This window comes from Acinetobacter sp. CAU_H_S139_7 (assembly GCF_058599305.1).
Genome location: NZ_CM178651.1, coordinates 1971002 through 1984907, shown reverse-complemented (window position 1 = coordinate 1984907; position 13906 = coordinate 1971002). Strand labels below are relative to the sequence as shown.

Sequence of the window (13906 nt, the reverse complement as noted above, 5' to 3'; positions counted from 1 at the left end):
CAATGACAGTTCAAATAATCACAATTGATGGTCCAAGTGGTTCGGGTAAGGGCACACTGGCTGCGAAAATAGCAGCTCATTATCAATTTCATTTACTTGATTCGGGAGCGTTATATCGCTTGTTGGGCCTGTCATTGCATCAACAAGATTTGTTAGATGCTTTGTCAAGCGAACTGAGTCAATGTGTCGAAATTGCTAAACATTTAGACATACAATTTTTAAGTTCCGCACAAGGCACACAAGTCTTGCTCAATGGTGAGGATGTTAGTCAAACCATTCGAACTGAACGGGTTGGGGAGTTTGCATCAAAAGTTGCAACAATTCCTGAGCTTAGAGCTGCACTGGTCGATCGCCAGCATGCTTTTGCACAAGCACCGGGCTTGGTTGCAGATGGTCGAGACATGGCCACATCTATCTTTCCAGAGGCTCAAGCCAAGATTTATTTAACCGCTTCAGCCCAATCTCGTGCTGAACGCAGAGTAAAGCAGTTGCAGGGTATGGGGCTGGATGCTAAAATAAACGATATTTTAGCTAATATTGAGGCACGTGATAAACGTGACATGGAGCGCAAAGTTGCTCCACTCAAACCAGCAGCTGATGCCTACATCATTGATAGTTCTGAATTGAACATTGATGAGGTATTTCAGCTTATGACGGCTTATATCGATAAGCAATTAGCAAACTAACGAATTTTTATATTCAGCAGAAGCATAGCTTGATCAGTTCAAAATGGACTATGTAGACGCTTAACTAAACCGGCCTTGTCTGATCCAAGACCGCTGACTTTATCAGGTATATCATGACCGAATCTTTTGCAGCCCTCTTTGAAGAAAGCGAATTAAACATCAACGTTGAAAAGGGTGCTGTCATCCAAGGCGTTGTAGTAAACATCGATTCTGATTGGGTAACAGTTGACACTGGCCTTAAATCAGAAGGTATTGTTGACCGCGCTGAATTCTTAAATGAACAACGCGAACTTGAAGTTCAAGTTGGCGACACTGTTGATGTTGTTGTTGAAGCGCTTGACAACGGCATGGGTCAAACAGTTTTATCACGTGAAAAAGCGAAACGTGCTGAAACTTGGACTAAACTTGAAAAAATCTTTGAAGACGGCGAAATCGTTACTGGTGTTATCTCTGGTAAAGTTAAAGGCGGTTTCACTGTTGACATCGGTCCAGTTCGTGCGTTCCTTCCAGGTTCTTTAGTTGATACTCGTCCTATTCGTGATACTACTCACTTAGAAGGTAAAGAGTTAGAATTTAAAGTAATCAAACTTGATGCTAAACGTAACAACGTTGTTGTATCTCGTCGTGCTGTTATGGAAGCTGAATCTTCAGCTGACCGTGAAGCTCTTCTTGCTCAGCTTGAAGAAGGTCAAACAGTTACTGGTACTATCAAAAATCTTACTGACTACGGTGCATTCGTTGACCTTGGCGGTATTGATGGTCTTCTTCACATCACTGACATGGCTTGGAAGCGTATCAAGCACCCATCAGAAGTTGTTGAAGTTGGTCAAGAAGTTACTGTTAAAGTACTTAAGTTTGACAAAGAACGTAACCGCGTATCTTTAGGTCTTAAGCAATTAGGCGAAGATCCATGGTTAGCGATCATGAACCGTTACCCTAAAGGTTCAATCGTTAAAGCTCGCGTAACTAACTTAACTGACTACGGCTGTTTCGCAGAAATCGCTGAAGGCGTTGAAGGTTTAGTACACGTTTCTGAAATGGATCACACTAACAAAAACATCCACCCATCTAAAGTTGTTCAGATTGGTGATGAAGTTGATGTTATGGTTCTTGAAGTTGACGAAGAGCGTCGTCGTATCTCTCTTGGTATCAAACAAACTCGTGCTAACCCATGGGAAGAGTTTGCTAAGAACCACGACAAAGGTGAAAAAGTTTCAGGTACTATCAAGTCAATCACTGACTTCGGTATCTTCATCGGTTTACCAGGCGGTATCGATGGTCTAGTTCACTTGTCTGATATTTCTTGGAACGAACAAGGCGAAGAAGCTATCCGTCGTTACAAGAAAGGTGACACAGTTGAAGCGGTTATCTTGTCTGTAGACGCTGAAGGCAACCGTATCAGCCTTGGTATCAAGCAAATGAACAGCGATCCGTTCAACGATTTCTTAGCTGCTAACGAACGCGGTGCGCTTGTAAAAGGTACTGTAACTGCTGTTGACGCTCGTGGCGCAACACTTAAGTTAGCTGACGAAGTTGAAGCGACTCTTAAAGCATCTGAAATCAACCGCGACCGCGTTGAAGATGCAACTAAGTTCCTTGAAGTTGGTCAAGAAGTTGAAGCGAAAATCATCAACGTAGATCGTAAATCTCGCTCTATCAACTTGTCTATCAAAGCGAAAGACGAAGCTGAAGAGAAAGAAGCAGTTGCTAACTTGAAGACAGCAACTACTGGTCAAGACAATGGTCCTAAGACTATTGGTGATTTGATCAAAGCTCAAATGGGCAACTAAGTAGATGTTTGAATTGTATTGTTAATGTAAGTTAACTAATACTTTTTACACAAATACAATAAACGGTAGCGTAGTATTCACTTATTACGCTACCGTTTTGTATTTAAACAGGTTATTATCAATCTATCTACAAGGTAGCTTGATAATTAAAGAGGTCGCAGATGACTACTGAAGCACTTAATAAGTCTGACTTAATAGAGCGTATTTCTCTTAAAAACCCGCACTTAGCAGAGCCATTAGTGGAAGAAGCTGTTAAGATTATGATTGATCAAATGATTGAATCTTTGTCTTCTGATAATCGTATTGAAATTCGTGGTTTTGGTAGTTTTGCACTCCATCACCGTGAACCTCGTGTTGGGCGTAATCCTAAAACGGGTAAGTCAGTAGAAGTGGCTGCTAAAGCTGTTCCACACTTCAAACCAGGTAAAGCATTACGTGATGCAGTAAATGAGACTGCAGGCGAATAAAATTTATTGGGGTGCTTATGCGTTACGTATTATTCGCATTATTAATTGTACTGTTTGGCTACTGCCTAGCTTTGGTACTACAAAACGGAACTGAGCTAACCGTTGATCTGTTGTTTATACAGGTTCCAGCAATGCGTTTAGGTCTATTGTTATTATTGACAATGGCTTTAGGGATTGTGTTGGGTTTGTTAATTGGTGTTCAGGTATTTCGTGTATTCCAGAAAGGTTGGGAAATTAAGCGACTACGTAAAGACATTGATCACCTTCGTAAAGAGCAGATTCAATCCGCTCAGTTGGCTGCTGCTGAAGCTGCAGCACATACAAGACATGAAAAAACGGTGTTAGACATCAATCCTAATGATCGTCCATCTACACCGCTTTAAGCCACAATATGAAGTAAGATTTTTATCTTAGGAAGTATTGAAGCAAGTTTGATTTAAACGCCTTTGGATATATAGCCAAAGGCGTTTTTTATTGTGCTTTAAAATATTGATAACTATATAAAAAGTATATGAATAAATAACTTAGTTTGAATTTTAAATGGTTTTTAGAAAAATAGTCTTGGTCGTTTTAGGCTTAATCCGTATAATGCCATAATTTTGTGAGTTTGAAGGGTCTCCCCATGAGTATTATTGTTGCCTTAGATGCAAAAAGTCATTATGACGCAATGACAATTGCTGGGCAATTAGACCCTCAATTATGCCGTGTAAAAGTCGGTAAAGAATTATTTACCCATGAAGGCTCATCTATTGTTAAAGCTTTACATGGTGAAGGCTTTGAAGTCTTTCTAGATCTAAAATTTCACGATATTCCAAATACGACTGCGCAAGCGGTATGTGCTGCTGCAGATATGGGGGTTTGGATGGTAAATGTCCATGCTTCAGGTGGCCGTAAAATGATGGAAACCTGTGTTGAGCGCTTAAAGGCTGGCAATTATAATACTCAACTGATTGCAGTAACGGTGTTAACTTCAATGGGCCGTGAAGATTTAGCCGATATTGGTCTGGATATTGAACCATTTGAACAAGTCAAGCGTCTAGCAAAACTGACTAAAGACAGTGGTTTAGATGGTGTGGTATGTTCAGCGCAAGAAGCAAAAATGCTGCGTGAGACTTTAGGTTCAGAGTTTGCCTTGGTGACGCCGGGCATTCGCCCTGAGGGTTCAAGTGCGGATGACCAAAAACGTATCGTAACGCCAAAACAAGCAATGTTAGACGGTGCAACACATCTAGTGATTGGTCGACCAATTACGCAGTCTGCAAATCCGTGTCAGATGCTCAAAGATATTTTAGCGACGCTTTAAGCGACTAGAAATTTAAAAAGCCTTTCTTTCGAAAGGCTTTTTTTATGGATTAAATCTTAAAAGAATTGTTGGTGAGCGAAGTGGCAACAGCAAAATAAAAAGACTGCATTGAATAGAGTGCTATACTTTACAGAGCAGCCAATACACTGACAACAATCGGTGCCAAAACTGACAGGATGAAACCGCTCACCATGGCATGTGGAATAAAGTCATTCCCACAGGCTTGTTTGACCATCGGTAGTGTAACATCCATTGCTGTAGCTCCTGCAGATGAAATTGCAGAGCGAGGGTAACGCCAGCCAATAATGTACATAAACATAATCGCAAAGATTTCTCTGAACAAATCATTCATCAGTGCAATACTGCCTAAATGTGCATTCTTTAACTCCGTGACCACAATGCCAGTCATAGAGTAGAAACCATAACCTTGAGACAACATAATCAGGTCTTTTAGTTGAATGCTCGGCACAAAATAGGCCGTTACAAACGCCCCGATAATTGAACCCAGAATACAACCAAGTGGTACGAGCAGTATTTGCCAGTTCAACCATGAGCGATCTAGTGGGGAATAGGCTAAATCAAGCCCGATCAGGAACATAAAAACCAGTAACAAGTTCCATGTGCTGATATGAAGGGTATAGCCGAAACTTGAAGATAGCTCTGCAAAGCCATAACCCAAGGCCAGTGCGATAAATGCATAACTGATATTGATTAATGATTTGCTCACAAGGCTCATGGACACTTTGCCATGACTCGGTTGGTAGCCCAAAAGTTTAAATAATATGTAACAACAGACAAAAGCACCGATACTGGTCATCACTGCTAAAAGCGCTGCATGATTGAGTATCTGCCAAGGTTGGGCAATGTTATGCAAAGTCGTTGAAAACTCAATCGCAATTGCGATTAAGAGAATATAAGTAAAATAGGGGAGGATTTGAAAGGCAAGTCGTTCAAGCCATTTGGGTAAACGACGCGCCAAAACAAATCCAAGTGCTAAACAAATAAGAAGCTGAAAAATCAACCAAAACGATTGCATGTCAAATAAAGTGTGAAAAAATACTAACTTATTATGACCGCGATCTTAACTTATTGCTTGACTATCTTGCTTAGAATTTAAAAAACGATAGTCTGCTGGATTGGCTTTTCGTGTTTTTAGCCAATATTTCCATGTATAGCTTGGCCATAAAGAGAAATTTTTCCCGTCCGCTTGTTGATACCAGCTGACACAGCCAGATTGCCAAATGGTATCTGTAAATTGACTTTGTAAATGCTGATTAAATTGGTCTTGAATATCTGCTTTCACAACGATTGCTTGAGATTGGATTTTTTGTGCCATCTCGATGAGCTGTAGAATGTAATTTACTTGTGACTCAATCATAAAAATAACCGAGTTATGACCTAAGACTGTATTGGGCCCTAAAAGCTGAAATAAGTTTGGGAAGCCTTTGGTGCTAATCCCATAGAAGCTTTCGGCTCCATCTTTCCACGCGTCTGTAAGCTCAACATGATTCAGCCCTGTACAGCTAAAGGATTTAAGATAAATACGTGGGTCAGTCACAAAACCTGTGCCATAGATGAGGCAATCAATAGGACGCTTTTTTCCATCTTTGGTGATGATACTGTCCTCAGTTAACTCCAAAATATCATCGGTAACCAATTCAACATTTTTACGGTTAAAGCTTGGGTAATACTTGTTGGAGACCAAGATGCGTTTACAACCCATAATATAGTTGGGAATCAGCTTATCTGCGGTTTCAGGGTCTTTGACTTGATGGTGAATATACGCTTCTGCTAGTTTTTGTGCATATTTCATGACCTTTGGTTTCATAATGGGAACTACACGAGATTCATTTGTCCAATACAGACGAGCTCGATGAATTTTTCGAAACCAATCAAATCGATTAAACAGTGTTTTCTCAATCGGTAAATAACGACGTTCATCCCGAGGAATAACCCATGCAGCTGTCCTTTGTAGTACGTATAGTTGCTTCACTTTTTCTGCAATTTCAGGAATATATTGAATCGCGCTACCCCCAGTGCCAATAGAGGCAACATTTTTATTGCTGAGGTCATAGTTATGATCCCACTGTGATGAATGGAAAACTTTGCCTTTAAATTTCTCGATACCCGAAATACACGGAATTTGCGGTACATGCAGTGGACCAGATGCGAAAATAACAAATTGAGCGGTCAGAGTTTCATTTTGATTAAGGGTGAGTTGCCATAAACACTGATTGTCTAAGTAATGTGCAGCACACACTTCGGTGTTAAAGCGGATATAAGGCTGCAATTGATGTTCAGCGGTAAGTGTTTGCATGTATTGATAAATTTCAGGTGCTTCAGCATAACGTTTAGACCAGTCGGTCTTGGGTGAAAAAGACAAAGAATAGAGATGTGACTGTACATCACAAGCAGCACCCGGATATTGGTTTTCACGCCATGTTCCCCCTATTTCACTGGCTTTTTCTAAAATTACAAAATCACGAATATTGTTTTGTAAAAGACGAATAGCCATCGCTAAACCACCAAAGCCTGCACCAATAATGGCGATTTTTACCTGAGGGGTTGTTGAATTTGCTGCCTGCATTTGTTTTTTCCTTTTTGTTTTACTTTATTGTAGAGCAACTATCCAGAAGGTCTATGATAGCCCTGACAAGAAAATTGATAGATTCGGCAATTGTTGTGCGCTAGGTGGCTGTAGTAAAACATAGGCCAATATTTTGCTTTTAATTGATTATGAAACGTTCTGTACTTGGCTTGATGTATTTGATTCAAGGAATGCGTAAAGCAGGAGTCGCAGTCGATCAAAAGTTACAAAGCATTGGCTTACGTGTGGAGTCGCTTGATCCGAATGCGATCATTCATCCTGCTCTAGAGTGGGATATTTTGAAAATCATTGCAGAGGATATTGAGCCTGAGCAAGGCTTGTTTATTGGTCAGCATTATGTTTTGGCAGGATATGGCCCCTTACTGATGTTATTGATGACCAGTCCAACGACACATACCGCGTTAGAACAGGGTATTCGCTATCAGAGTTTGACGCATTTGAGTGGCTTATTGGGTTTGAAAAAACAAAATGATCAAGTCGCACTGTGTTATCTACCGAGAGACTTGCAAACACCTGTGGGTCAGTTGCGTGCACATTCTGAAATAGCGGGAACATATAAGTTTTTACAAGATATTTATAAGATGATTGGGCTGGAAATGCCTGAGATTCGAATTACTTTACCTGTTGCACGACCTGAAGATGCGAAAAAACTGGTGCTCTATCAGCAGGTTTATGGTCAGCAAGTGAGTTTTGGTACGCAGCAAGCTGAATTTTGGTTTGATGAATGGGTTTTAAATGTGCCGATTCCTTCAGCAGATTTGATGACATTTAACGTTTATGCAGGCAAATGTCAGGCGGAATTGCAGCGTTTGGAAGAAACAGCAGAGCAGCCGAGTCTGATTCAACGTGTACAAGATTATTTGGAGTTGCAACGAGGTTTACTGCCGACCATGGCTGAAACCGCGCAAGCTTTGAATTTGCCAGAGCGAACCTTAAGACATCAGTTGCAACAGTTAAATAGCAGTTATAAACAAATTCGTGAGCAATTAATGAAAGATCGTGCACTACATTTAATGGAATATCAGGAATATTCCATTGAAATGATTGCAGAGTTATTGGGTTACTCGGAGCCTGCAGCCTTTAATCATGCATTTAAACGGTGGTTTGGTTACAGTCCACGACAATATGGGAAATAGCCTAAGCATAATTATGCCAAAGTGTTATATATTAACTTTTCCACTCCGCTATAATTGATATAGCCTAAAAACAGTATTAAATGATATGTCAGATTTTAATTCACCTACCGCATTCAGTCCTTTATCTCCTGCAGAGCGCTATGCGCAAGCCTTAGCATCCGGACAGTTCATGTCTGATGAGGCACAAGCTCAGGCCGTTCATGAGTTGGATCGCGTTTGGCATGAATTAATTCAACGTTTTAAGGCATCTAAAAAAGCATTCCGTCGTTTCCGCCGTCAAACTTCTCCACGTGGTGTATATATGTGGGGCGGTGTAGGCCGTGGTAAAACATGGCTGATGGATCAGTTTTATGACTCAATTCCATTTCGTCGTAAAACACGGATGCACTTTCACCATTTTATGCAACATGTACATCGTGAGCTCAACAAGCTTTCAGGTCAGCGTAACCCTTTAGATGCGGTTGCGGATCAAATTTATAAAGAAGCAGTGGTTATTTGTTTCGATGAGTTCTTCGTCTCAAATGTGACGGATGCCATGATTCTTAGTGATTTGTTCCAAAAGCTTTTTGCACGTGGCATTACCTTGGTGGCAACCTCAAACATTGTGCCAGATGGTTTATATAAAAACGGCATTCACCGCGATCGTTTCATTCCAACCATTGAAATGGTGAAACAGCAGTGTGTGATTTTAAATGTAGATGCAGGCGTGGACTACCGTTTACGTGTTTTAAAACAAGCGCAACTCTTTAAATCTCCTTTAACACATGAGCATCAACGTTGGATCGCACAGCGTTTTAGCGCCTTGACACAAACTCAAACCATTTCAGATGAGCCGATTATTATTAATAATCGTATTGTAGAAACGGTCGGGCATACTGAAGATGTTTTATGGTGTGAGTATTCAGAGCTGTGTTTAAAACCACGTAGTCCTGCTGACTTTATCGAAATTGCAAATATTTATAATACTGTATTGGTGAGTAATGTTCCGCATTTGACTGATTATCTTTCTGAAGGGACACGTCGTTTTATTTATCTGGTCGATGAGTTTTATGACCGTGGGGTAAAACTGATTTTAACCTCAGAAGATACAATTATTGATTTGTACTCTGGTGATAAATTAGCCTTTGAAATTGAACGCACGCGTTCACGTTTATTGGAAATGCAATCAGATGATTACTTGAATGAAGCACATCGACAAATACAAGCTGAAGCAAGTAAACAACAAGAAGAAATTTAAAAATATAAGCACCCAAAAGGGTGCTTTTTTTATGTGCATTTTCATCGATTAATTTATCGACTTTTTTGAATAATCATGGCTTAATCAGGATTGAAAATAGGGAGAATATTGGTTTTAAGTGTAAAAAATATACAAAACTGCACTTAAGTCTAATTTCGGCATTTCAAAAACTTAATAAACTACTAAAGAGCATTTTGTAAATTGATAATGCTTGTGCCTTGAGCAGTATTTTATTTGGTAGTTTGTATACTTTATTAAATAAAAAATGATCACTATTTCGCACGGTGATATTACTATTCAGCCAAGTTTAAATCGGTATACTAGAATCTCTTGTATAAAAAGTAGCAATATCAGGAAAGACAATGACTGCACGTATTCAAAAAGGCAAGTTAGCGATTGCTAAAGAACTTTACGATTTCATCGAAAATGAAGCACTTCCAGGTTCAGGTTTGGACAGTGAAACTTACTGGAAAAACTTTGAACAAGTCGTTGTCGATCTTAGCCCAAAGAACAAAGCACTATTGGCTAAGCGTGACGACATTCAAGCGAAGATCGATGAATGGCACCGCAACAACAAATTTGAACTTGGAGCTTACAAAGCTTTCCTTACTGAAATTGGCTACTTAGTACCAGAAGTAGAAGATTTCCAAATCAGCACAGAAAATGTAGATGAAGAAATCGCATTATTGGCTGGTGCGCAATTGGTAGTACCTGTGCGTAATGCACGTTACTGCTTAAATGCTGCAAACGCGCGTTGGGGCTCTTTATACGACGCACTTTACGGTTTTGACGTGATCCCTGAAGACGGTGGCGCGGAAAAAGGTAAAGGCTATAACCCTGTACGTGGCGACAAAGTTATTGCATTTGCTAAAAACTTCTTAAATGAAACCTTCCCATTAGCGAATGGTTCGCATGCTGAAGCAATAAAATATGCAGTTGAAGGCAAAAAGTTGGTTGTGACGTTAAAAGACGGTTCGACATCGACTTTGGCTAAAGAAGCACAATTTGTCGGTTTCAATGGTGATGAAGCTGCACCAACAGAAATCGTACTTTTAAACAACGGTTTACACGTTGTAATTGAAATTGATGCAAACAGCCCAATTGGTAAAACAGATGCTGCTGGCGTAAAAGATTTAGTTCTTGAAGCTGCTGTAACGACTATTCAGGATTTAGAAGATTCGATCGCTGCCGTAGATGCAGAAGAGAAAGTTGAAGGCTACCGTAACTGGTTAGGTTTGATGAAAGGTACACTTTCAGAGTCTATCGAGAAAAATGGTAAAACCGTTACGCGTACTTTGAATAAAGACCGTACGCACAAAAACTTGATTGGTGGTGAAACGAAACTTCATGGCCGTTCATTGATGCTTCTTCGTAACGTGGGTCACCTCATGACCAACCCTGCGATCTTGGTAGATGGTGCTGAAATTTACGAAGGTATCATGGATGCATTAATCACTCCGCTTTTGTCTTTTGCAGACATTAAAGGTGAAAACGAAAACAAGAACTCCCGTAAAGGTTCTATGTACATCGTTAAGCCAAAAATGCATGGTCCTGAAGAAGTTGCTTTTGCAGTTGAATTATTTGAACGTGCAGAGCAAGCATTAGGTTTACCTGAGAAAACGTTAAAAATCGGTATTATGGATGAAGAACGTCGTACATCTGTAAACTTGAAAAACTGTATTGCGCAAGCAAAAGACCGTACCATCTTCATTAACACTGGTTTCATGGACCGTACAGGAGATGAAATCCATACCTTTATGGAAGCAGGTCCATTTGTTCGTAAGGGTGAAGTGAAATCACAAATTTGGTTCCCAGCATATGAAAATCGTAATGTGATGATCGGTCTTCAAGCGGGCTTACGTGGTAAAGCACAAATTGGTAAAGGCATGTGGCCAAAACCAGATATGCTTTTAGACATGTACAAAACCAAGATTGAACATCCAGAAGCGGGCGCAAGCTGTGCATGGGTTCCTTCTCCATCTGGTGCTGTCATTCATGCGATTCACTATCACCAATGCAACGTGTCTGAGCGTCAAAAAGAATTATTGAATACAGAGCCTTTATCATTAGATGATTTGTTAACACCACCTTTAGCGACAGATACCAACTGGACTGAAGAAGAGAAAACCAAAGAGCTTGAAAATAACCTTCAAGGGATCTTGGGTTATGTTGTGCGTTGGGTTGACTTGGGTGTAGGTTGTTCGAAAGTTCCAGACATCAATAACGTGGGTTTAATGGAAGACCGTGCAACTTTACGTATTTCATCTCAACACGTTGCAAACTGGTTACGTCATGGCATCGTATCTGCTGCGCAAGTTGAAGAAGTGATGCAGCGTATGGCGAAAATCGTAGATGAGCAAAACGCAAACGATCCACTTTACACCCCTATGGCGCCAAGCTTCGATGGTTATGCATACAAAGCAGCCTATGACCTTGTGTTTAAAGGTGGTGAGCAGCCATCAGGTTATACAGAACCACTTCTACATGCTGCACGCTTGAAGTTAAAAGGTTATACAGGAGATTAATCTGTAAAGCTAAAAAAGCCTCTTCGGAGGCTTTTTTATTGGCTGAAATAAGTCGCACTATGTCTATGGAGGAAAACAATAAGACTGATTTAATTTTGGGTAATAGTGATCTATAGATTGGCGCTTGCTTAGAGCTATGAATGGGTTTAAGCATAGGGCTAAACAAGTATTTCAGCTAGACGCTGCGGATAAAAGCCTTATACAATTCATTATATAAAGCTCGTCATACTATTGTTAACCATCAAGTTGGATGAAAATCCATGTGCGCTAATTTTAAACCTCTAACCCTTGCTCAAGTACAACAGTTTGGTCTACCTGAAATTCCGTTTGATTATGTCGAAGAAGTCTATCCTGGTTATGAGCTGCCTTTATTGTTCAAATCAAATATAGGTCTTGAGTGGCGTAAGGTACATTTTGGTTTAATACCGAAATGGGCAGAAGATAAGAGTATTGCAAGCAAAACTTATAATGCTCGAAGTGAGACACTTCTGCAAAAGGCCAGTTTTATTGAAGCGACTTCAAAATATCAGTTTGGGGTGATTCCCGTTTTTGAATTTTATGAGTCCAAATATATAGAGCAAAAGCCGCAGAGATGGGGTGTTAGACGACAGGATGGGCAAGTGATATTTGTTGCTGCACTTTATGAAATCTGTCGTATAGCAGGCGAGGTAGTACGTTCAGCCACCATGCTTACAATGGATGCCATAGACCATCCAATGATGCGGGAGTTTCATGAGCCGGGTGATGTGAAGCGCTCAGTGATCGTGATTCCACATAAACGCTTAGAGGAGTGGCTCAGCTGGAAATCACCGAATATTCAATCCTTTGTACAAGGCTTTCCTGTTGAAGAGTTTGAATGTTCACATGTGCCGAAAATAAAAGTCGAAAAAGAGAGTCCCCAACTCAACTTTTTCGACTTTTAAACGGTTTAGCGAGCTAAATTTTTAAACACGTGTTTTAAGCTTTCCATCATTTTTTCAATTTGCAAAGGTGTTAAGCCTTCAAATGATTGCTCAAGTACAACACTGGTGAGATCATTGATCTTATTCGTCATTTCAACACCTTTTTCGGTGAGAAGGACGCGGGTGATACGAGCATCGTCTTCACAAGAATAAGTTTCAACCAATCCTTCATCCTTTAAGCGATAAACAATTTTGGTGGTTGTCGACATTTTAGAGACCACCATGTCAGATAAATCAGAAACACTGGCATGTGGCTTTGAATCTAGAGCCAGTAAAATACGACGACGTGAGTTATCTAAACCATACTTTTTTAAAGCGTGATCGACATTGAGTACATACTGTGCATGTACTTGAGTTACCCAGTAAAATGGAAAACTTTCTAAAGAAAAATCTTCAGAACCTGGTAGGAACTTGCTGTACTTTTTGGTCATGTGACGGATTCCCCGTGAATCGTATTTTTATTTTATAGATCATTTGAACACATTTTATGTGAACACTCATACACTTATCAATACAAAATTACTGGATTTATCCTCATAAAGGAAATCTGTTAAGGGTAACCTTTGCCAGTAATCAAGAAAAGTTAAGCGTGGCTGTTTAGAAGAGACAGGGTATAGCCGTCTTTATCTTGATGGAAGCTCACAATACTTTGTGCAAATTGTACAACTTCATCTTCGACTTCAGCATTCTGGTGAGAATCCAAAGAGAGTTTAGCCATGGGAACACCGTCCTGTAGAACGATAGGCAAGTGCATGTCAAACTTTAGGTTATTATGCGAAACCACAACTTTAACTTGATGCTGATCAAATGAGGAGTCCAAATGCAGATATGCGCCTTCATAGCTAGTATTGGCAAGCATTTTTGACGTCTTATTGAAGGTCAATGCTTTTTCATTGTTCATAGCGATGAATCCTGTCTTCGATTACTTTGATCGGATTGTCAATCCGTGCATCCTTGGTTTGGGTAATTGACCACTTTTACAACAATGCTGGCCGTGTTTCATTTTAGTGAAAAAAATGGATTTGTGAACTAGTGTTTTTAACAAAAAGTGTCATTTATTAAAATCATAATTGTAGTGAATTGATATTTTTTAACTATTATTAAAATAAATAATTAAATAAAAACAATAATTTGGGTTTTATTTAAGATGTGTTTTATTAGAAAAACTAAAAAATGACCGCCGAGTCTAATC

General features: G+C 39.8%; 13 protein-coding genes. 9 read left to right on the top strand and 4 right to left on the bottom strand.

What is annotated here, in order from left to right; all coding sequences use genetic code 11:
- The first annotated feature begins 2 nt into the window (after positions 1-2).
- The 5 genes from cmk to pyrF all read left to right on the top strand — a co-directional run bounded on the left by cmk (position 3) and on the right by pyrF (position 4246).
- On the top strand, positions 3-686 hold the full coding sequence (cmk, locus tag AC4MC0_RS09705) for a (d)CMP kinase (protein ID WP_348929048.1): 684 nt from the start codon (positions 3-5) through the stop codon (positions 684-686).
- Between the two features lie 113 nt (positions 687-799).
- Entirely contained in the window at positions 800-2476 is a 1677-nt protein-coding gene (gene rpsA, locus AC4MC0_RS09700; RefSeq protein WP_159151531.1) for a 30S ribosomal protein S1, read from the top strand.
- Between the two features lie 161 nt (positions 2477-2637).
- Positions 2638-2943: an integration host factor subunit beta gene (locus AC4MC0_RS09695; protein ID WP_114837717.1), complete on the top strand. Its 306-nt coding sequence runs from the start codon at positions 2638-2640 to the stop codon at positions 2941-2943.
- Positions 2944-2960: 17 nt separating this feature from the next.
- The gene (locus tag AC4MC0_RS09690) at positions 2961-3326 is read left to right on the top strand and encodes a lipopolysaccharide assembly protein LapA domain-containing protein (RefSeq protein ID WP_004696867.1); all 366 of its coding nucleotides are present in this window, start codon (positions 2961-2963) and stop codon (positions 3324-3326) included.
- Positions 3327-3565: 239 nt separating this feature from the next.
- Positions 3566-4246, top strand: coding sequence for an orotidine-5'-phosphate decarboxylase (pyrF, locus tag AC4MC0_RS09685; RefSeq protein WP_004696869.1), 681 nt, complete (start codon positions 3566-3568; stop codon positions 4244-4246).
- Positions 4247-4373: 127 nt separating this feature from the next.
- Here pyrF and AC4MC0_RS09680 read toward each other — a convergent pair whose 3' ends face one another.
- Together AC4MC0_RS09680 and AC4MC0_RS09675 are read right to left on the bottom strand one after the other, a co-directional pair.
- Entirely contained in the window at positions 4374-5282 is a 909-nt protein-coding gene (locus AC4MC0_RS09680) for a LysO family transporter (protein ID WP_159151530.1), read from the bottom strand.
- Positions 5283-5327: 45 nt separating this feature from the next.
- A complete protein-coding gene (locus AC4MC0_RS09675) occupies positions 5328-6833 on the bottom strand; it encodes a flavin-containing monooxygenase (protein ID WP_490737914.1) in 1506 nt (501 codons plus the stop codon).
- Positions 6834-6982: 149 nt separating this feature from the next.
- Between AC4MC0_RS09675 and AC4MC0_RS09670 the strand changes: the two genes are divergently transcribed.
- The 4 genes from AC4MC0_RS09670 (at position 6983) to AC4MC0_RS09655 (ending at position 12675) form a co-directional block, all read left to right on the top strand.
- Positions 6983-7990 carry an AraC family transcriptional regulator gene (locus AC4MC0_RS09670; protein WP_004696875.1) on the top strand — a complete coding sequence of 336 codons (1008 nt, stop codon included), beginning with the start codon at positions 6983-6985 and terminating at the stop codon, positions 7988-7990.
- An 85-nt stretch (positions 7991-8075) separates the two neighbouring features.
- On the top strand, positions 8076-9227 hold the full coding sequence (gene zapE, locus AC4MC0_RS09665) for a cell division protein ZapE (RefSeq protein WP_490737913.1): 1152 nt from the start codon (positions 8076-8078) through the stop codon (positions 9225-9227).
- 362 nt (positions 9228-9589) lie between these two features.
- A complete protein-coding gene (locus tag AC4MC0_RS09660; protein ID WP_178927940.1) occupies positions 9590-11752 on the top strand; it encodes a malate synthase G in 2163 nt (720 codons plus the stop codon).
- 260 nt (positions 11753-12012) lie between these two features.
- A complete protein-coding gene (locus AC4MC0_RS09655) occupies positions 12013-12675 on the top strand; it encodes an SOS response-associated peptidase family protein (RefSeq protein ID WP_335998243.1) in 663 nt (220 codons plus the stop codon).
- Between the two features lie 5 nt (positions 12676-12680).
- Here the strand turns inward: AC4MC0_RS09655 and AC4MC0_RS09650 are convergent, their stop codons facing one another.
- The gene (locus tag AC4MC0_RS09650) at positions 12681-13145 is read right to left on the bottom strand and encodes a MarR family winged helix-turn-helix transcriptional regulator (protein ID WP_004696885.1); all 465 of its coding nucleotides are present in this window, start codon (positions 13143-13145) and stop codon (positions 12681-12683) included.
- 152 nt (positions 13146-13297) lie between these two features.
- The gene (locus tag AC4MC0_RS09645) at positions 13298-13615 is read right to left on the bottom strand and encodes a hypothetical protein (protein ID WP_491887013.1); all 318 of its coding nucleotides are present in this window, start codon (positions 13613-13615) and stop codon (positions 13298-13300) included.
- Between the last annotated feature and the right edge of the window lie 291 nt (positions 13616-13906).